19 protein-coding genes are annotated in these 20,641 nt (G+C 35.9%); 7 read left to right on the top strand and 12 right to left on the bottom strand.

Translation table 11 applies throughout. The features are described from left to right. Positions 1 to 340 precede the first annotated feature (340 nt). Entirely contained in the window at positions 341 to 1,615 is a 1,275-nt protein-coding gene (serS, locus tag ACFE0M_RS16210) for a serine--tRNA ligase (RefSeq protein ID WP_434546834.1), read from the bottom strand. Between the two features lie 252 nt (positions 1,616 to 1,867). Here serS and rho point away from each other — a divergent pair, with 252 nt between their 5' ends. The 5 genes from rho (at position 1,868) to ACFE0M_RS16185 (ending at position 7,348) form a co-directional block, all read left to right on the top strand. Further along, complete coding sequence (rho, locus tag ACFE0M_RS16205) at positions 1,868 to 3,457, top strand: transcription termination factor Rho (protein ID WP_434546833.1); 1,590 nt, start codon at positions 1,868 to 1,870, stop codon at positions 3,455 to 3,457. Next, the gene (gene corA / locus ACFE0M_RS16200) at positions 3,450 to 4,592 is read left to right on the top strand and encodes a magnesium/cobalt transporter CorA (protein WP_434546832.1); all 1,143 of its coding nucleotides are present in this window, start codon (positions 3,450 to 3,452) and stop codon (positions 4,590 to 4,592) included. The genes rho and corA overlap by 8 nt, the downstream gene beginning before the upstream one ends. Before the next feature lie 35 nt (positions 4,593 to 4,627). Then, positions 4,628 to 5,338, top strand: a complete 711-nt coding sequence (locus ACFE0M_RS16195) for an SAM-dependent methyltransferase (RefSeq protein WP_434546831.1) — start codon at positions 4,628 to 4,630, stop codon at positions 5,336 to 5,338. Between the two features lie 82 nt (positions 5,339 to 5,420). After that, positions 5,421 to 6,677 carry a methionine adenosyltransferase gene (gene metK, locus ACFE0M_RS16190; RefSeq protein ID WP_434546830.1) on the top strand — a complete coding sequence of 419 codons (1,257 nt, stop codon included), beginning with the start codon at positions 5,421 to 5,423 and terminating at the stop codon, positions 6,675 to 6,677. Positions 6,678 to 6,823: 146 nt separating this feature from the next. Beyond that, positions 6,824 to 7,348, top strand: coding sequence for a hypothetical protein (locus ACFE0M_RS16185; RefSeq protein WP_434546829.1), 525 nt, complete (start codon positions 6,824 to 6,826; stop codon positions 7,346 to 7,348). Between the two features lie 43 nt (positions 7,349 to 7,391). Here the strand turns inward: ACFE0M_RS16185 and ACFE0M_RS16180 are convergent, their stop codons facing one another. From ACFE0M_RS16180 to ACFE0M_RS16170, 3 genes are all read right to left on the bottom strand, one after another. After that, the gene (locus tag ACFE0M_RS16180; RefSeq protein WP_434546828.1) at positions 7,392 to 8,693 is read right to left on the bottom strand and encodes an ammonium transporter; all 1,302 of its coding nucleotides are present in this window, start codon (positions 8,691 to 8,693) and stop codon (positions 7,392 to 7,394) included. Positions 8,694 to 8,865: 172 nt separating this feature from the next. Continuing rightward, positions 8,866 to 9,948: a 23S rRNA (adenine(2503)-C(2))-methyltransferase RlmN gene (gene rlmN / locus ACFE0M_RS16175; protein WP_434546827.1), complete on the bottom strand. Its 1,083-nt coding sequence runs from the start codon at positions 9,946 to 9,948 to the stop codon at positions 8,866 to 8,868. A gap of 78 nt (positions 9,949 to 10,026) precedes the next feature. Further along, entirely contained in the window at positions 10,027 to 10,740 is a 714-nt protein-coding gene (locus tag ACFE0M_RS16170; RefSeq protein WP_434546826.1) for a Crp/Fnr family transcriptional regulator, read from the bottom strand. Between the two features lie 153 nt (positions 10,741 to 10,893). Here ACFE0M_RS16170 and ACFE0M_RS16165 point away from each other — a divergent pair, with 153 nt between their 5' ends. Continuing rightward, the gene (locus tag ACFE0M_RS16165; protein WP_434546825.1) at positions 10,894 to 11,112 is read left to right on the top strand and encodes a hypothetical protein; all 219 of its coding nucleotides are present in this window, start codon (positions 10,894 to 10,896) and stop codon (positions 11,110 to 11,112) included. A gap of 74 nt (positions 11,113 to 11,186) precedes the next feature. Here the strand turns inward: ACFE0M_RS16165 and ACFE0M_RS16160 are convergent, their stop codons facing one another. The 8 genes from ACFE0M_RS16160 to ACFE0M_RS16125 form a co-directional block, all read right to left on the bottom strand. Next, a complete protein-coding gene (locus ACFE0M_RS16160) occupies positions 11,187 to 12,797 on the bottom strand; it encodes a CHRD domain-containing protein (RefSeq protein WP_434546824.1) in 1,611 nt (536 codons plus the stop codon). 258 nt (positions 12,798 to 13,055) lie between these two features. Further along, positions 13,056 to 13,727: an SDR family NAD(P)-dependent oxidoreductase gene (locus ACFE0M_RS16155; protein ID WP_434546823.1), complete on the bottom strand. Its 672-nt coding sequence runs from the start codon at positions 13,725 to 13,727 to the stop codon at positions 13,056 to 13,058. Between the two features lie 193 nt (positions 13,728 to 13,920). Then, positions 13,921 to 14,586 carry an FAD-binding oxidoreductase gene (locus ACFE0M_RS16150; protein WP_434546822.1) on the bottom strand — a complete coding sequence of 222 codons (666 nt, stop codon included), beginning with the start codon at positions 14,584 to 14,586 and terminating at the stop codon, positions 13,921 to 13,923. Between the two features lie 65 nt (positions 14,587 to 14,651). Further along, positions 14,652 to 15,989 carry an FAD-dependent oxidoreductase gene (locus tag ACFE0M_RS16145; RefSeq protein ID WP_434546821.1) on the bottom strand — a complete coding sequence of 446 codons (1,338 nt, stop codon included), beginning with the start codon at positions 15,987 to 15,989 and terminating at the stop codon, positions 14,652 to 14,654. A gap of 6 nt (positions 15,990 to 15,995) precedes the next feature. Further along, positions 15,996 to 17,306: a kynureninase gene (gene kynU / locus ACFE0M_RS16140; RefSeq protein WP_434546835.1), complete on the bottom strand. Its 1,311-nt coding sequence runs from the start codon at positions 17,304 to 17,306 to the stop codon at positions 15,996 to 15,998. Between the two features lie 114 nt (positions 17,307 to 17,420). Continuing rightward, positions 17,421 to 17,903, bottom strand: a complete 483-nt coding sequence (locus ACFE0M_RS16135) for a methylated-DNA--[protein]-cysteine S-methyltransferase (protein WP_434546820.1) — start codon at positions 17,901 to 17,903, stop codon at positions 17,421 to 17,423. After that, on the bottom strand, positions 17,890 to 18,939 hold the full coding sequence (locus tag ACFE0M_RS16130; RefSeq protein ID WP_434546819.1) for an amidohydrolase family protein: 1,050 nt from the start codon (positions 18,937 to 18,939) through the stop codon (positions 17,890 to 17,892). Before ACFE0M_RS16130 ends, ACFE0M_RS16135 begins: the two co-directional genes overlap by 14 nt. 101 nt (positions 18,940 to 19,040) lie before the next feature. After that, positions 19,041 to 19,571 carry a 3-hydroxyanthranilate 3,4-dioxygenase gene (locus ACFE0M_RS16125; RefSeq protein WP_434546818.1) on the bottom strand — a complete coding sequence of 177 codons (531 nt, stop codon included), beginning with the start codon at positions 19,569 to 19,571 and terminating at the stop codon, positions 19,041 to 19,043. 286 nt (positions 19,572 to 19,857) lie between these two features. Here ACFE0M_RS16125 and ACFE0M_RS16120 point away from each other — a divergent pair, with 286 nt between their 5' ends. Continuing rightward, positions 19,858 to 20,640 (top strand): SDR family oxidoreductase, encoded by a 783-nt coding sequence (locus ACFE0M_RS16120; RefSeq protein WP_434546816.1) that lies wholly within the window; start codon positions 19,858 to 19,860, stop codon positions 20,638 to 20,640. Position 20,641: the final 1 nt, after the last annotated feature.

The raw sequence follows: 20,641 nt of genomic DNA, 5'->3' as shown, positions 1-20,641 counted from the left end.
CCCGCTCTAGATAGACTCCGGTGCAAAGAATCGACTGAAGCCTTCTTTTGGTCAGTTCAAAGTTAATAAATGGATTAAAAGTATAAAACTAATTAGGAATTTAACATAGTATCTTTTGTGGTTAAAAGTAACCTTTCCTTATTTTATTAACAGTTGTAAATTGCTACCACAAAAGAAGCAAGAGAACACAAAAGAAAAATAACCAAGGTTATTTTTTTAGAATTGCAGTGAAACATGAGACTTCATAGCTTAACATAGCATTGTGGCTGTCCCCATGGTTGGTGGCACACCAACCATTTCTCCTATCCAAACATGTGTAATTATTAGAAGTATATTACTCCTAGTCAATCCACTCAAAACCAGTATAAGATTGCAATACCTTAGGTACTCTAATACCTTTTTCGGTTTGGTTATTTTCCAAAATTGCAGCTAAGATTCGTGGAAATGCTAATGCACTGCCATTTAAAGTATGCAATAAATGCTTTTTCTTATCGGAATCTTTATAGCGCAATTTCAACCTGTTGGATTGATAAGTTTCAAAATTTGAAACAGAGCTCACTTCCAACCATTTTTCCTGTGCTGCAGACCAAACTTCCATATCATAAGTCAAAGCTGCCGTAAATCCCAAATCACCACCGCACAATCTTAAAACGCGGTAAGGCAATTCCAATTTAGCCAATAAGCTTTGGATATAATTGCTCATTTCTTCCAAAGCTTGATACGATTTGTCAGGATGCTGGACTTGCACGATTTCTACTTTATCAAATTGATGTAATCGGTTCAATCCTCTCACATGCGCCCCCCAAGATCCTGCTTCCTTTCTAAAACAAGGTGTATAGGCAGTTAATTTGATAGGCAAATCTTCTTCATTGATGATTTCATCTCTTAAAAGATTGGTAATCGGTACTTCTGCTGTAGGGATTAAATATAAATCCGTATCCTCTATATGATACATCTGACCTTCTTTATCGGGTAATTGCCCAGTACCAATCCCAGAGGCTTCATTTACTACAATAGGTGGCTGTATTTCCTTAAACCCTTGTTTTTCGGCTTCATCTAAAAAGAAATTCAATAATGCCCGTTGCATTCTTGCCCCTTTCCCTTTGTAAACTGGGAATCCCGCACCTGTAATCTTAATTCCTAAATCGAAATCTATGATGTCATAATCTTTAATTAAATCCCAGTGGGCTTTTTTTCCTGCATATAATTCGGGTTTCTTGCCATGTTCGGATAAAATTTCGTTATCATCTTCAACTTTTCCTTTTTTTACATCTTCATGGGGAATATTAGGTATTTGATATAGGCTTTCCGTTAACTCTTTATCAATTTCTTGAGATTCTTCTTGCAAAATTTTACTTTTTTGCTTCAGTTCTGCAGTTTTGATTTTCACTTCTTCTGCCTCGTCTTTCTTTCCTTCTTTCATCAAAACACCAATGCTTTTGGAGATTTTATTGGATTCTGCAAGCACAGCATCCAATTCAGTCTGAAGCGCTTTTCTTTTATCGTCCAATGCAATTACACCATCAATCAGTGCTTCAGCATTTTCTATGTTTCTTTTCAGTAAGCCTTTAACAGCTTGAGCTTTACCTTCACGTAAATTTGCAACTTGTAACATTCTCCAAAATTTTTAGCAAAATAAGCTATTTTTAATGGTTTTATAAACAGAAAACTGCCTTTAATGCCAATTTCTGTTTTATATTTCTTAAAATGCTTGACAATTAAAAATGCTTAGTATATCATTGTACTATCTTAAAGAGAAGGCGATACATATTTCATGTTTTTCGCCCAAAAAATCCAAAAACATAATATCTAATTTATCATACCGAAATATCAGGGTCTCAAATCCTGAAAAAGTAAAAATCCCTTTATGTATAACATTGAAGAATTAAACTTAAAGCTACTTTCTGAACTTAAAGAGATAGCAGAGAAACTGGGAGTAGCCCAGTACAAGAAATTGCCGAAGAAAGAATTGATTTACAAAATTTTGGATCAACAAGCACTTTTACCTGAAAGTGATTTACCTAAAAAGGAAGAAGAAAAAACAACTCCTAAATCATCAACGGCACCTAAAAAAGAAGCTGCTCCTAAGGCGAAGCCCGCTAAGAAGGAGGCTAAAGTGGAGGATAAGCCTCAACAAAAAACCGAGGAGGCACCCGCAAAACAAGAAGCAGGTGGTGAGGATAAAAGAGAGCAAAAACCTCGTCCTGCCCCTAAAGACAAACGTCCAAGACCTGAAAGAGCAGAGCGATCCAATGACAAAGATGACAGAGGAAACAGGCCTGAAAGAGGCGAGAGAAAGGAAAGAAATGATAACCGCTCTAAAAAAGCCGACATCAAAGATTTTGATGGTATTATAGAAAATGAAGGAGTATTGGAAATGATGCAAGATGGATACGGCTTCTTGCGTTCTTCCGATTACAATTATTTAGCAAGTCCTGATGATATTTACGTTTCTCCATCTCAAATCAAATTATTTGGTTTAAAAACAGGAGATACAGTAAAAGGTCAAATCAGACCGCCAAAAGAAGGCGAAAAATATTTTGCTTTATTAAGAGTTTCTTCCGTGAACGGCAAAACTACTGAGGAAATCAGGGATAGGGTTCCATTTGAATACCTAACACCACTATTCCCAGAAGAGAAATTTAACTTAAGTACCAAGCCAAACAAATATTCTACCCGTATTCTGGATCTTTTCGCACCTATTGGTAAAGGTCAAAGGGGTATGATTGTAGCTCAGCCTAAAACAGGTAAAACGGAGCTATTGAAAGAAGTGGCAAATGCCATGGCTGAAAATCATCCCGAAGCTTATTTATTAATATTGTTAATAGATGAACGTCCTGAAGAGGTTACGGACATGGCCCGTTCTGTAAAGGCAGAAGTAATTAGTTCTACATTTGATGAACAAGCCGATCGTCATGTAAAAGTGGCTAGCATGGTTTTAGAAAAAGCCAAGAGAATGGTAGAATGTGGCCATGATGTTGTAATCCTTTTGGATTCTATCACAAGACTAGCTCGTGCCTACAATACGGTTATTCCGTCATCAGGAAAAATCTTATCAGGTGGTGTGGATGCAAATGCATTACACAAACCTAAGAGGTTCTTTGGAGCGGCACGTAATTTAGAAAATGGGGGTTCATTAACCATTTTAGCTACCGCTTTAATTGAAACTGGTTCTAAAATGGACGAAGTTATTTTCGAGGAATTTAAAGGTACAGGTAATATGGAATTAGTGTTGGATAGAAAATTAGCCAATAAGCGAATTTTCCCTGCAATCGATGTCCCTGCATCTGGAACTCGAAGAGAAGACCTACTAATGAGTAAAGAAGAATTGCAAAGAGTTTGGATATTACGTAAATTCATGGCAGACATGAACTCAGGAGAAGCAATGGAACTTTTATTGACTAAAATGAAAGGTACCGTTGACAATAATGAGTTTTTGATTTCCATGAATGGATAAGTTAGCAAAGAAAATAATCAATTTACCTAAGCGGCTTCTTGTTGAGGAGCCGCTTAATTTATATTCCGGAATTCGTGGCATGTTTGGGGAAAGTTCCAAAACTGCAGGTCTCCCACCCGGGAGCGCTATTTATACGGGTTTCAGGAAAGACACTCCTTTTAATGTTGACCTTTTTGTTTACAGTGAAAATCACCTTGAAGAAAAATTAAATATTTCTTTGGAAGAGGTGATTGATTTACCCGATGATGGAAATTTTCATTGGGTTAATATTGAAGGAATCCATCATACGGATAAGGTAAAAGCAATATGCGATGCCTATGAAATACATCCATTAACAATGGAAGATATTTTATCCGTGGGGCAACGACCCCAGATTGATGATACTGAAAAATATCTCTTCGTAGCCTTGAAAATGTTGCAATTCGATGAGAAGAAAAAGAAAACTACAGACGAACAGATCAGCTTTGTATTGACCAAAAACTTACTCATTACTTTTCAGGAAAGAAAAGGAGATACATTTGAAGCAGTAAGAAATAGGTTAAGGGCAGGAAAAGGTAGAATACGTAGGGAAGGGTCAGATTATTTACTTTATGCTTTAATTGATACAATAGTTGATCATTATTTCATAGTATTAGAGAAATTCGGTGACATATTAGAAGAGATTGAAGAACGAATTATGTTTCAGGGTCAAAAAAGAGATTTTGATTTGCTTTATACTTTAAAGCGTGAATTAATACATATTCGTAGATCAGTTTGGCCTCTAAGAGAAGTGATTAGCAAATTGGAACGTGATGAAATTAAATTAATTCGCAAACATACTCGTATTTATATTCGAGATGTTTATGACCACACCATTCAAGCCATTGATTCAGTAGAAACCTATAGAGATTTTATTTCCAGTTTGGGGGATTTATATCAATCTGTAATTAGTAATAAACTGAATCAGGTAATGAAGACCTTGACGATCTTCTCCGTGATTTTTATTCCTTTAACCTTTATTGCGGGCGTTTATGGAATCAATTTTGAAAATGTACCTGAGTTCGGTTGGGAATATGGTTATGTCTATTTTTGGTCTTTAATAATTGGAATGGCTGTTGTAACCTTAGCTATTTTCAAGTATAAAAAATGGATGTAAAATACATTTTTAGTGCTTTAATGATTTAGAATCTTATGGAAAAAGGAGTCTTATATTTAATTCCAACCGTTATTGCACCGAATTCCGAGTCAAAATCTTTGCCTCCTGACCTAATAAATTTGTGTAATAGTTTAGATTATTATTTGGTGGAAAATATTCGCACCGCCAGAAGATGCCTTAGTACAATGAATATTTCAAAGCCAATTCCTGAAATCACTTTTCATGAATTGAGCAAAAAAACAGGAGATGATCAAATTGAGAGTTTAATGAGCCCAATTTTCAAAGGGAAATCAATAGGGGTCATGTCTGAGGCAGGTTGTCCAGGGATTGCAGACCCTGGTGCGAGGGCGGTTGCTTATGCACATGGAAATAATATAAGAGTAGAGCCTTGGGTAGGGCCGTCATCCATATTTTTGGCATTAATGGCGTCTGGTTTTAGTGGACAGTCTTTTGCATTTTCTGGTTATTTACCTATCGATAAAAAGGAAAAGAATATAGCCATAAGAAATTTAGAGCAAGCGGTTTTTAAAACATCCCAGACTCAAATTTTTATGGAAACGCCCTATCGCAACAATCAGTTAGTGGAAGATATTTTAAGAATTTGTGACCCTCATTTGAAAATGTGTATTGCAAAAGACATTAATGGAGAGGGAGAGATGATTAAAACGGATACAATTCAGAACTGGAAAAAGAGTAAACCAGAATTACATAAAGTGCCTTGCATTTTTTTATTTGGAAACAATTGACATTTGTCTGACATAAATCAGTAATTAATTAAAATAATTATAAATAGTCTATTAAATTTGCCACTTCAAAAATTAAAACATTATGCCTTATTTATTTACCTCAGAATCGGTTTCGGAAGGACATCCCGATAAAGTGGCCGATCAAATATCAGACGCGCTTTTAGACAATTTTATGGCATTTGATCCGCAGTCAAAAGTAGCTTGTGAAACTTTGGTTACTACCGGGTTAACGGTTTTAAGTGGTGAAGTTCGCAGTAATTCCTATGTAGATGTTCAACAAGTGGCCCGTGATGTTATTAATAGGATCGGTTACACCAAAGGTGAATATATGTTCGATGGCAATTCATGTGGTGTGATTTCTACCATTCATGAGCAGTCTCAAGATATTAACCAAGGCGTTGATAGAGGTAATCCTGAAGAACAAGGAGCCGGTGACCAAGGTATGATGTTTGGATATGCCACTAAGGAAACCGAGAATTATATGCCACTAGCTTTAGACCTTTCTCATAAGATTTTAATGGAGTTGGCTAAATTAAGACGGGAAAACGATGATATTCAATACTTAAGGCCTGATTCTAAATCTCAAGTAACAATAGAATATTCTGATGATAATGTTCCGCAGCGTATAGATGCAATAGTAGTTTCTACTCAACATGATAATTTTGATAATAGTGATGATGTAATGTTGTCAAAAATCAAAAGCGACATCATCAATATTTTGATTCCAAGGGTTAAGGCTCAATTGAAGCCTGAATTGCAGAAATTATTCAGTGATAATATTAAATATCATATTAATCCTACAGGAAAGTTTGTAATTGGCGGACCTCATGGGGATGCTGGCTTAACCGGCAGAAAAATCATTGTAGATACTTACGGTGGAAAAGGGGCACACGGAGGAGGAGCTTTCTCGGGAAAAGATCCATCAAAAGTGGATAGATCTGCAGCTTATGCCACTCGTCATATAGCTAAGAATCTAGTTGCTGCTGGGGTGGCGGATGAAATTCTTGTTCAAGTATCATATGCAATTGGTGTGGTAGAACCTATGGGAATTTATGTTAGTACTTACGGAAGTGCCAATGTAGAAATGACCGATGGAGAAATTGCAAAAAAAGTTTCTGAAATTTTTGATATGCGACCTTATGCAATCGAAACTAGATTGAAATTAAGGAATCCAATGTATAGCGAATCTGCTGCTTATGGTCACATGGGAAGGGACCCTCAAATCATTAAGAAGAATTTTGTTGCCAGTAATGGGGAAACATACTCAAAGGATGTTGAACTTTTCACTTGGGAAAAATTGGATTATGTAGATAAAGTAAAAGAAGCTTTTGGTCTATAAAATTAAATCCTTCAATTTATTTTTCAATAAGCATATACTATCCTGTGTATGCTTTTTTTGTGATCAATTTTAACTGATTGAGTTATTGATTGCCAACTTCATTAATTATTATATTAGATTAGTTGTTGAATTAGAATTTTAAAATAATGAAAAAAGCGCTCTATATTATCATTCCATTATTAATCATATCTGTAGTTATTTATGCAGTTCTGGGTGGATTTAAAGAAGTGGAAAAATCCATAGAAAATGATTTTCTTATTCATATTGCTGGAACAGAATATAAAGGTAAAGTAGGTAGCGATAGTTTACAAGCACTTTTCATGCAGTCTAAAGATTTGGTAGAATCTGAAGCCAATGCCACATCAATTACAATTGCTTATTTTGGAGAAGCAGATACTAAAACGGGAGCAGTCCATAATTTTATTGGAGTGGAAGTAGGGGGTGAGCCTAATTTCGAAATGCCTGAGGGTTGGGAAATTAAAACCTTTAAAAGATCTACCTCTGTAAAGGGATATATTGAAGCTAATGTTTTGGCCATGCCAACACCAGACGACATGTTGCAAGATTTGAAGTTATTTGCAAAAGAGCAAAATATAGCTGTTGACTCAGTTTTTATTGAGTTCTATCTTGGGCCTAATCAATTATGTGTACAATTGTTGGGTGCAAAATAAAACTTTTCCAAAGTTTAGGACTTTGGAAAAGTTAGTATGAATTCTATTCATAAGTAATAGTATAACCTCTGATCCCATGTTCATGGCTATCTAAGCCTTGTTCCTCGTGCTCTCTAGAAACACGTAATCCTATAGTTTTCTTGAGAATATAGAACAAAATAATAGCGCAACCAAAAGAGGCTGCACCGCAGACGCCAACTCCTATTAGCTGGTTTAAAAATTGGTCCCAACCTGCTTTAGCCCCAAAAATACCAACAGCCAAGGTGCCGAATATACCGCAAGTTAAATGAACGGAAACTGCACCTACAGCATCATCCAATTTTAATTTATCAAGACCTATTGCAGAAAGGACTACCAGCATCCCGGCTATAAAACCTATCAAAAGGGATAATCCCGGGGTCATTAAATCAGCACCAGCAGTAATTCCTACCAAACCAGCAAGTGTACCGTTCAGAACCATTCCTAAATCTAATCTTTTGAAGGTAAAGTATCCCATTACAAAGCCCCCTAAAGCACCTGCGGCCGCGGCCAGAGATGTATTCATGATAACTAATGAAGTAGCTTTTGGCTCTGCAGAAAGCACGGAGCCACCATTAAAACCAAACCAGCCGAACCATAAGAGGAATACTCCGATTGTGGCTAAGGGAACACTTGATCCTTCTTTATCTATTACTTTTCCATTTACATATTTACCAATTCTAGGCCCTAAAACTATTATGCCAGCCAAAGCGCCCCATCCTCCTACAGAGTGGACTAATGTAGAACCGGCAAAATCATAAAAGCCCATTGCATCCAATGCACCGCCTCCCCATTTCCAACTTCCTATAGCAGGATATACTAAGCCAACAAATATGATGGTAAAAATGAAATATGCCGAAATTTTAATCCTTTCGGCTACTGCTCCTGAAACTATGGTGGCGGCAGTAGCCGCAAACATAGCCTGGAATAGGAAATCAGTCCAATAGGTGTAATTCTGATTGTAATCCAATCCAGCAAAATCATCTAAGAAAAAACCATTGAAATCAAACCACCCTGGGCCATCTGCAAATTCAGGATACATAAGGTTAAATCCAATAATGGTATAGGAGACTAAACCTATTGCTGGAGTTAATGTGTTTTTAAAAAGAATATTTACCGTATTCTTTGATTGGGTGAAACCTGCCTCCACACAAGCAAATCCTAAATGCATGATGAAAACCAATGCAATACAGAGCATCATCCATAGATTATTGACAGTTAATATCTCTAGGTTTATTTCAGATGTTGATAATGCTGAATTTTCAATGTTAGTGGCTAATAAGGGCAAAATATTAGCCTTAAATGATGATAAAACTGATAAATCCATAAAATTCGGTTTAGTTTAAAACCAAATTTATGAAAATATACAGATATGAAAATAAAAGTAGATCAAATTTTACCCTATTTTTCAATAATTTTTGGAATATTGCTATTTATGGGTTGTAAAGTAAGCTAAAAATTAAGGAAAAGGTGTAATGAAAATTTTTTACTGTTAAATTCTAATGCTTGTTCGCCAATTGTCCGCATGCCGCATCAATATCTTTACCTCTGCTTCTTCTTACATTTACGATTACCCCTCTATCTTCAAGGAAAGCTGCAAATTTATCAAGCTTATCTTCATCAGTGTTGACGAAATCAGCTTGGTCGATCGGATTATATTCAATTAGATTGACCTTTGCAGGAACATATTTGGTGAATTGCCATAATTCTTTGGCATCTTCAAGGCTATCATTAAAATTATTGAATACGCAATATTCAAAGGTTACTCTATTTTTGGTTTTATTGTAATAATATTCCAGAGCTTCTCTTAAAACGGGAAGATTATTACTGTCATTAATGGACATGATGGTACTTCGCTTTTCATCATTGGCTGCATGTAGGGAAAGCGCAAGATTGAATTTAGCGTCATCATCAGCCAATTTTTTAATCATTTTGGAAATACCAGCAGTCGAAACCGTGATTCTTTTGGGGGACATATGCAATCCTTTTTCAGAAGTGATATGTTCAATGGACTCCATCATGTTTTTATAATTCAATAGTGGTTCGCCCATGCCCATATATACTATATTGGAAAGCGGCATGTCGTAATGAGTCTCTGCTAATTCTTTAATCATCACCACTTGGTCATAAATTTCAGCAGCTTCCAAATTTCTCATTCTCTTGAGGTAACCTGTGGCACAAAATTTACAACTTAGTGAGCAACCTACTTGAGAGGAGACACAAGCTGTCATTCTGTTTTCAGTAGGAATTAAAACGCCTTCTACTTCATTTCCATCATGCAATCGGAAAGCCACCTTGATGGTCCTATCTGAGCTTAATTGTTTGGAGGCAATAGTAATTCTATTGATGCAATAATTTTCATTCAGCCATTCTCTTAAATTTTTGGAGAGATTGGTCATCTCTTCAAAAGAGGCAGCGGATTTCATCCAAAGCCATTCATAAATTTGTTTGGCCCTAAAAGCTTTTTCACCCGAAGCGGTTAAATCGTCCGCTATAGCCTCAATAGACATTTTTCGTATGTCTTTTTTGGCCAGGTTTACCTCAATGACTTCCTTCTCTATATGAACTGCTTTTTCTTGCATAGCACAAAATTACAATAATCAGCAGACATAAGCCTAATGATGTGATATTAGTTCAGATATTATAGGGAAATTGTGGATTTAGGCAAATAAGTCTATTTCTTTGGCAATACCTCTTTCATCCAATATGCTGATTTTTTTTCCGTTCAAATCAATTAATCCATCTTTTTTGAAATCAGATAGGAGACGAATAAGCGTTTCTGTAGCAGTACCTACAATTTTAGCTAAATCTTCACGAGTAAGTGCTATGTCTAATTCGGTTTTCTGGTCACCATCAATCCCGTATGAGCTTTTTAGCATTAGCAATGTGGTAGCCAGTCGCTGTCTTACGGTTTTATTGGCCATATCCGCCATTTTCTGTTCCATAACTCCTAAATCGTGACAAACGGCTTGCATTAGTTTGTTTTGAAAGTTTTGATCTTTAGAAATAAGATCGGTAAAACTACTTTTGGGAATGAAACAAACTTTGGCGTTTTCTAAAATTGTTGCTGACGAATTGTAATTTTCACCAGATAATAAGGCTCTATAACCTAAAAAATCACCTTCTTGGGCTAAACGAACAATTTGCTCTCTTCCGGAATCGTCTGTTTTAAAGATCTTTACTTTCCCTTCACTAATGCAAAACAAGCCCATTGGTTGAGTACCCTCAAGGAATAAAACTTGTCCTTTATTATGGGCTAAAGTACTTTTATGTTCACTTAATACACATAAAGCATCATTGGGAATCCCATTAAACATGGATTTACGCCTACTTAGGCATAATTCGCAAGGAATGTTTTTTACTTTCTTTGACATATATAATAGGCTTATCGTAAGCTCAAAAAATTGGTTGCGGTCTGATTACATAAATATACAATAATTTTAAATCATTTAAAATGAAGCATAAAATTAGTAAATTTTAATTCTCTTAAAATTCATTAAATTGCGTAAATCAAAATTTTTTAAGCTATGAAAAAAGGACTTTTACAAGGAATTATTTTAATTGCGATTGGAGCATTTATTATTTATTGGGCCATAGACCATAGTCCAAATGCATCTTTAGGTGAGAAAGTAGGGGATTTGTTGGAAGAAGATTCCTACAGAATGAGTGAAGCTTGGTATTATACTTCACTGGTAGCGGGCAGTATCATCGCTCTTTTAGGATTGAGAAATTTACTTACTAAGTAATTCAATCAATATTCAAACAGCTTTATATTAATAAAAGTGGCTAAAGAAATATAGCCACTTTTATTAATGTTATTTTATTCAGTGAAATTTGCACCTATGTCACCTTGCGCAACAATAGTTCCTAAATCATCAGCACTTAAGTGAACATTTACATAACCATTTACCTCTAGTACTTCGCTGTAGGTGAAAGTATTTCCATCACCATCATCTCTAGTGTCTGTCATGCTTATGCCTGTTGTTCCATTAACTGAATTAAAGGTATAGATAATTCCTCCACCCTCTGAAGCTGAATTTTCGTGGATATGTGCAGGATGTTCACCTCCATCTGGAGTTCCATCCAATGAAATAGTGGCCAAAGCGAATCCGTTAACTCTTTCTTCAAAAGTAATGGATCCTGAGATGCCTTCTACCGCTCTTTCTGCTAATGGATAAGTGATAGATTCACCAGTTAATTCATTTACACCTATGTCACCTTGCGCAACAATAGTTCCTAAATCATCAGCACTTAAGTGAACATTTACATAACCATCTACCTCTAGTACTTCACTGTAGGTGAAAGTATTTCCGTCCCCATCATCTCTGGTATCTGTCATGCTAATCCCTGTTGATCCGTTTATGGGATTAAAACTGTAAATAATTCCACCTCCGATAGCGGCTGAATTTTCGTGGATATGTGCAGGATGTTCGCCTCCTTCAGGAGTTCCGTCTAATGAAATAGTGGCCAAAGCGAATCCGTTAATTCTTTCTTCAAAAGTAATGGTTCCTGAGATGCCTTCTACAGCTCTTTCACCTAAATCATAGGTTTTGGATTCACCAGTTAACTCATTTACACCTATGTCACCTTGCGCAACAATAGTTCCTAAATCATCAGCACTTAAGTGAACATTTACATAACCATCTACCTCTAGTATTTCACTATAGGTGAAAGTATTTCCGTCCCCATCATCTCTGGTGTCTGTCATGCTAATCCCTGTTGATCCGTTTATAAGATTAAAACTGTAAATAATTCCACCTCCGATAGCGGCTGAATTTTCGTGGATATGTGCAGGATGTTCGCCTTCTTCAGGAGTTCCGTCCAATGAAATAGTGGCCAAAGCGAATCCATTAATTCTTTCTTCAAAAGTAATAGTTCCTAAGATGCCTTCTACTGCTCTTTCGCCTAAATTATAGGTTTTGGATTCACCTGTCAGTTCATTGGATCCAATATCACCTTGGGCTACAACAGTTTCTAATTCATCAGCGCTTAAATGAATATTAATATAACCATCAAAATCCAACAGTTCCGTAAAAGTTATTGGAGCTCCATCATCATCAACCTCTATTAATGTTTCACTTAATCCTGTGTCACCATCTACAGGCTCTAAAGAAATCGCAATACCACCACCAATAGCTGCAGAATTAAAATGAATATGGGCTGGATGTTCACCACCAGCAGGTGTACCAGATAATTCAAGTGTCAACAGTGTAGATCCTTCCTCAGTCTCTTCAAGTGTTGCAGTACCACTTACTCCTGATTCATTAAGCGCATTTAAATTATATACTTTAGACTCTCCTGACAACTCAACGGTATCATCCATTTCATCAGGTTGCATATCATCTTCTTCATTATCACATGCAATAAATGTAGCTGATAAGAACAGCAACATCAGTGATAAAAGTTTAGGAATTTTTAATAGGTTTCTCATAGTAAATTCTTTTTTGTTTAACTTTTTAAAATTATATGTTCAACATAATATGGTTCGAATTGTTTTGACTAGTCGCATTTGAACCTACATGAGAAATCTACGAACTGAATGAAATAATGGATTGGTTAAGATTTTTAAAGGACAAAAAATTTTGTTACGGTAAAATAGTCGTGTTTATATGAAGAGCTTACCAAAAAAAACCTGTCGTGAGAAAATTTAATTCAGACAGGTTTTTAAAAGGAAAAAATTAATTAAAGGTTAAACCATATTGCCATAAGCTTTTATTATTCCTGCTTTCAATTCCGGATGTTTCAAATAATATGAAATTGTTGATGCTATTTGCTCTGGTTTTACCCAATCTTCAAAATTCATATCCGGCATAGCTTCCCTGTTTGGTGGAGTATCAATGATGCTTGGTACAATCACATGGGCATTGATGTGGTGTTTAGAAAAATCTGCGTTGATAATGTCTGCCAGGCTAAAAATCAATTGTTTGGCTAAACCATAAGAAACCACGTTTTTTAAATCATTTGCAGAAAGCACGGGTTTTGCACCAATTAAGAATATTTGACTTCCCTTAGGCATTTTTTCCATTAGGGGTTTTACCAAATTATAGGCTGTATCAAAATTCAGTTTAATTTGTTTGTGAATATCCTCAATTGAAACATCTTGAATGCTTCCTCCTGCATATCCGCCTACAGTTAAGACTGCTCCATTAATTTCTCCAAAAGTTTGATTTGCTTGTTGAACAGCTTCTGCTGATACTTTTGCATCCATTAAGTCTATGGAAACTTTCTGAAAATTATCTGTTGGATTTTTGATGTTTTCTTCAAAACCAAAAAGGCCGAAAATTTTATTTCCTTCTGATTTTAATTTATCTACAACTGCACTTCCCAAATTACCGTCTGCACCACTTACTAATATGTTCATAATTTTATATTTATATTTTCTTTGTTTCTTTTCAATTTTAATCAAATACCCTGCAAAGTTTTATTTTTCTTAAATCCAAGATTCCAGTCGGTGTGCCATCGACCGGGGATGGATACCATGGTTGGTGGCACACCGACCATTTAAATACAAAATCCGCACAGCCTTAATTGATGCTTCTAAAATTAGTATTAATTTATTTTTCAAAAGTTATTGCATCAGGGTTTGCACCTAACATTTCTAGATGCTTGCTCACGTCTTTTACCATAGCGTCAGGGCCACACACATAAAAATGTTGGGTAAAATTTTCTAAATGTTTCTTTAAGAAGTCCATATCAACCATTTTGTTTTCATGGCCTTCAATATTTTGGTGAGTCAGAGTGGAAATGAAATTCTCTCCTAAAACATCATTAAAATAAGATTCCAGAATTACATCATCACCTGTTTTATTGGAAAAAATCAATTTATTATCACCAATCTTATTTTTCTTTTCCAAATCTTTAAAAATTGCTATAAAAGGCGTTATCCCCGCTCCACCTGCAATAAATGTTCCGGTTCCTTTAAATTCAATTGCGCCCCAAGCATCATCAATAATCAGTTCGTCTCCTTCTTCTAAGCTGTCAATTTCATGAGTAACTCCCTCATGGTCGTGATAGGTTTTAATTACAAATTCTAAATGCTGATCATCTGGTAGTGATGTAAATGTAAAAGGTCTTTTTTCTTCTTTCCAATCTTTTTTGTTAATGGCTACTTCGGTGGCCTGCCCTGGTGTGAACTTATAATCTTTAGGTTTCTCGGTTGTAATCTGTTTCACATTATGTGTTAAGGATAACACATCGGTGATCTTTACGGTATATGCCATTTCTATAAAATTTTAGTTCAATTATAGAAACGTAATTAATAAAATATGTTTAGGCGAATGGGGACCTAGCTGTTTAATTTATTTACAATCCCCTCTAAATCAATACTTTCCCAATTTTCTAAAATATCAGGTTTTTGCATCACTTCATCCATAATGGCTTGTTGTCTTTGGCCAATTTCATAAGCTTCAGAATACCTTAAATCACTAAAGGTTACCATAGAATAGAGTGGAATCCATTTTTTAGGGAATTTTTCATGAAGTTTAGCTTCAATTTTCTTTTGTACAAGAAATTTTTCATCTGCCACCAAATCACGCATTTCAACAAAGTTGTGTAAAGCTAAATCCGCAATGGCATCTCCATCTTTTTTTCGTAATTCTTGGTATTCAGTTAATGTACTTTCCCAATCGTCTGAATATTTGTTTAATAATAAATTGAGCTCATAACAATCTTCGAAACCCGCATTCATTCCTTGGCCATAAAAGGGTACGATGGCATGGGCTGCATCTCCAATAAGCACACAATTATTTTTAACCCAAGGCTCACATTTTACTGTAACCAATGAGGAAGTGGGGTTTTGGAAATACTCTTCTTGAATATTTTTCAAGTGAGCTAAGCTATCCGGGAATGTATTTTTGAAGAAATTCAATACTTGCTGAGGAGTTTGCAAACTTTCAAATGAAGGTTGACCCTCAAATGGGAAAAATAAAGTACAAGTAAAACTTTTATCCAAATTAGGCAATGCAATCAACATGTATTGTCCTCTGGGCCAAATATGCAGTGCATTGGGTGCAATAGCAAAATCACCATCCTCAGTTGCCGGGATGGTTAATTCCTTATAACCATGTGGAATATAATATTGCTCATAATTAAAGCGGTCGGTTTTTTCCATCGCCTGCCTTACTCTGGAAAAAGCACCATCCGAACCAAAAAGAAGGTCAAATTGCATGGTTTTTTCAGAAGCGCCCACTTCGAAAGTAACACTGGTTCCTGCTAAATCTACTGATTTGCAAGTGTGTTCAAAAAATATCTCTACCCCTTCAGCTTCTGCTTTTTCTAAAAGTATTTTATTGAGATTTCCTCTGGAAATTGAATTGATATGCTGTCCTTCCTTTCCGTAAGGCTGAAAAGTAAGTTCTCCATCTTGGCTGTGCATCATTCTACCTTCCATGGGGAGCATGATTTTATTCACTTCCTCTATTACTCCGATGTCTTCCAAAGCCTTAATCCCTCTTCGGCTTAAAGCCAAATTAATAGAGCGCCCTGAATCAGAAGAGGATTTTCGCATATCGTCACGCTTTTCGTAAAGGCTAACTTTATAGCCTCTTTTTCGCAAATAGATACTTAAAAGAGCACCGACTAAGCCGGCACCCAAGACTCCGATATGTTTAATCTCTTTTTTCAAAATCAATTATTTTACTGCTTCAACTGCTTCTTTTAATTTTTCAATAAATCGATATTGTTCCTCAAAAGTGTTATATAAAGGAACAGGAGCCAATCTGATTACATCAGGCTCTCTCCAATCACCCAATACACCTCTTTTCATCAATTCATCAAAAAGCGGCTTGCCATATTTTAATAAGTAGAGTGAAAGTTGACATCCTCTGTTTTCTGGTTCTTTTGGAGTTAAAATTTCAAATATTTTATTTTCCTTGTTGAATTCATTGATTAAAAACTCAAGATAACCAGTTAATAAAATACTTTTTTCCCTTAGGGCTTTCATGCCTACTTCTTTAAATATTTCCAAAGAGGCATAATGTGCTGCATGTCCTAGTACATTGGTATTGCTCAATTGCCAACCATCAGCCCCTTCCATAGGGACAAATCCTTTTTTCATTTTAAAGCGTTCCGCCTCATCATGTCCCCACCAACCCGCAAAACGAGGTAGGTTTTTATCTTTGGCAAATCTTTCGTGAACATATATTCCAGAGACATTCCCAGGTCCTGAGTTCAGATATTTATAAGTACACCATGTAGCAAAATCCACATCCCAATCATGTAATTTCAATTCAATATTTCCTGCAGCATGTGCTAAATCAAAACCAGCATAAGCACCCACTTTATGTGCGGCTTTAGTAATGGTTTCTAAATCAAAAAATTGACCCGTATAATACTGCAAACCACCCATCATCACTAAACAAAGTTCCTCTTGATGCTCTTCAATTGTGCTGATTATATCTTCTGTCCTTAAAGTATCTTCACCTGCTCTTGGGGCTATTTCCACCAAAGCTTCTTCCGGATCAAATAATTTTTGTCCGCCATGATTGGCATGAAAATTAAGTTGTGATTCAAATACATATTGATCGGAAGGGAATGCCCCTTTTTCTACTATAATTTTAAATTTTTTAGCTGTAGGTCTGTAAAAAGAGACTAAAAGGAGGTGGAGATTGACCGTCAAATTATTCATCGGCACCACTTCTATGGGTTTAGCACCCACGATTTCTCCTATTGCTTCTTTACCGTACTCATGGTATTTATACCAGATATTTTCTTTTTGCTTATTGAAATGACCTTCCACTCCAAATAGCTCCCAATCTTTCATTTCTTTTTCTATAAATGATCGGGTTCTTTTAGGTTGTAGCCCCAATGAATTTCCAGTGTAATAAATTACTTGCTGGCCATCAATAACCGGGATATGAAATTCATTTCTATATTTTTTCAAAGGATCCGCTTGATCCATTTGCTGTGCATATTCAAGAGTATTCTGGTAATTTTCCGCCATTCTGTAGTTTAATGTATTGTTGTTTCTATTTAATAATTTATTCAAAATTTTTATTATCTCTCTGAAAGTTTTAGTGAAAAGACCAAACCAGGAGAGGGATCTTCTAGTAAATCTTTAAAACAAGCCTAATTGCCTATTTGATTCTAATTCTATTAAATATTTTTTGTTTGCTAATCCGCCTATGTAGCCTGTTAAATTACCGTGCATTCCCACAACCCGATGGCAAGGTATTACAATCGGAACAGGATTTCTACCAACCGCATTAGCCACCGCCCTAATTTTTTTAACATCTCCCATTTGAGCTGCTAATTTACCATAGCTTATCGTTTTTCCGTAGGGGATATCCAGCAATTTTTGCCAAACCTCCTTTTGAAAGTCCGTTCCAATTAAATTATATTCTATTTGAAATGTTTTTCTGTGCCCGTTGAAATACTCTAAAAGTTGATTTTCTAAATTATTGACCACTTTTGGTTTTATCCCTTTTAAGCTAAATCCAGGCTGATTAAATGAAATCTTGGCAATTTTATTTTGAGAAACGCCAATTAAGAGTTTCCCTATTTTAGTATCAATAAAAAATTCTTGTTCAATGCCCTGCATATTTTTCTTGATGTAAGCCCAACCATTTTAAAGCATTTTGCCCTAAAAGCTTGGACTTTAATTCACTGGAAAAACCACTTTCCTCAATTATTTTTCCAGGTGCTAATTCTCCTAAAGGAAATGGATAATCCGTCCCTAAAGCAATAAAATCTTCGCCCATGGTTTTTATTAAATATTCTAAAGTGGATTTATCATGCACTAATGAATCAACATAAAACTTTTTTAGATATTTTGAAGGGTGATGCGGGTTATCAATGGCACATAAATCAGGACGGACATCAAAACCATGGCCAATTCTCCCAATAGTTGCCGGAAAGGAACCACCTCCATGCGCAAAGGCCACTTTTAAATCTGGTAATCTTTCAAAAACACCTCCAAAAATCATAGAGCAAATTGCCCTGGAAGTTTCGGCAGGCATTCCGACTAGCCAAGGTAACCAATATTTTGGCATTTGGTCTTTTCCCATCATATCCCATGGGTGCACAAAAATGGATGCACCTAAATCTTGGGCTGCTTCAAAAACTGCATATACTTCCGGAGCTTCCAAATTCCAATCATTAATATGGGTGCCAATTTGAACACCCGCTAATCCCAGTTCTTTCACACATCTTTCTAATTCTTTGACGGCCAAATCAGGAGCTTGCATTGGAAGTGTTCCTAATCCAATAAATCTATCTGGATATTTATCGACTATGCCGGCAATGTGATCATTTAGCATCATAGATAAATCAAGAGCATCTTCAGCTTTAGCCCAATAGCTAAACATCACAGGAACGGTGGATAATACCTGAACATCCACATTATGGTGGTCAAATTCATGCATTCGGGTTTTGGGGTCCCAGCAATTGTCTTCTACTTCCCTGAAAAACTTATCATCCATCATCATGCGGGCACAGCAAGGTTTGTGATGCTCCAAACGGATGAAGCCACCGTAACCATATCGTTCACGCAAATCAGGCCAGTTTTTAGGCAAAATATGCGTATGAATATCAACTTTTAAGGGCCTCTTTGTTGCTATGTCAGCTACTTTTTCCATCTATGCAGAATCTAATAATTAATAATATAAATTTTAGTAGTTGGCTACTCAATATAAATCCTAGACAAATTCCTTTCAATTAAATGCCTAATGGGATTAATTTATACAAATCTGGGGTCTGTTTCCATTACATGGCCACAATTATCACAAGTACGCTTTTCCTCTGAAGCATAAAACTCCTTAAAACGAGGTAAAAAATCTTTCTCAATATCAACTAAAGGGAAATAGGTCTCATGCAATTTATGATTGCAATTATCGCAATACCATAACAAACCGTCCTTCATATCAGTGCCTTTTCTAATTCTTTCCACCACTAAACCAATAGATCCTTCTTTCCGGATTGGACTGTGAGGAGTTTTAGCCGGGCATAAAAACATATCTCCAGGGCCTAAATCCATGGTAACTGCCTTTCCATCTTCCTGAACTTTTACAGAAATATTCCCTTCCAATTGATAAAAAAGCTCCTCCGTTTCATTATAATGATAATCTTTACGGGCATTAGGCCCAGCCACAATCATCACAATATAGTCTCCAGCTTCTTTATATAAATTTTTGTTTCCTACTGGTGGTTTCAGCAAATCTCTGTTTTCCTCCACCCATTTTGTCAAATTAAAAGGTCTTTTAATGGCCATGATTCTTTAGTTTATTATAGCTAAAAACAGTTATATTGATAAATTGATTTTGTTAATCTTCTAAATTTAGTGAAATTAAGACGGAGTTTAAAATCAGTATTATAATAACTAATAAGGATATCCCTGGTTGGTCATATTTTCATTTTAACTTAAACCTGACAGGTTTCAAAAAAAACATAGTTGCCCCATGAGTGCGTTTTTCATCATCTATAAAATGTAAAAACATGACAGGCTATATTTCGCAAAATTGATCAAATATGGATATTCATCAATAAAAATAATTAAAATGGATTTAGATTTATCAGGGAAAAGAGTTTTAGTTGGAGGAAGTACGGCAGGAATAGGAAAAGCCATCGCTCATGAATTTGCAAAAGAAGGAGCGAACGTGACCTTAATTGCGAGAGATAAAGGCAAATTGGAAGCTACTTTAAACGAACTCTCTAATAACAATCAAGAGCATCATTTTTTAGTAGCTGATTACAGCCACCCTGAATCATTGAGGGAAATTGCGCTGGAGTACTGTCATAAAAACCCAATCGATATATTAATCAATAATACAGGAGGTCCAAGCCCAGGACAAGCTCATGAAGCATTGGGAAAAGATTATTTAAATGCTTTTCAACAGCATTTGATTTGTAATCAGTATTTAGCCCAGGCCGTTATTCCCCAAATGAAAACTGCAGAATTCGGCAGAATAATCAACATAATATCCACTTCAGTCCGTCAGCCTATACCTAATTTAGGAGTCTCCAATACGGTAAGAGGTGCAGTGGCCAGTTGGTCAAAAACCATTTCCAATGAATTAGGCCCTTACGGAATTACAGTTAATAATGTATTGCCAGGAGCCACCATGACCGGAAGATTAGAGGGGATCATTCAGAATAAAAGCAAAACAAGTGGTAAAAGCTTGGATGAAGTCAGCAAGGAAATGCAGGCTAGTATTCCAACAAGAAGATTTGCAGAACCCGTTGAAGTGGCCAATGCAGTTTTGTTTCTGGCTTCTGAAAAAGCATCTTATATCAATGGGGTAAATTTAGCAGTTGATGGCGGAAGATTAGATTGTATTTAAT

Source organism: Marivirga sp. (assembly GCF_051117495.1).
GTDB lineage: Bacteria > Bacteroidota > Bacteroidia > Cytophagales > Cyclobacteriaceae > Marivirga.
The sequence above is the reverse complement of the archived record's forward strand: the minus strand, read 5'-3'. Positions and strand labels throughout refer to the sequence as shown.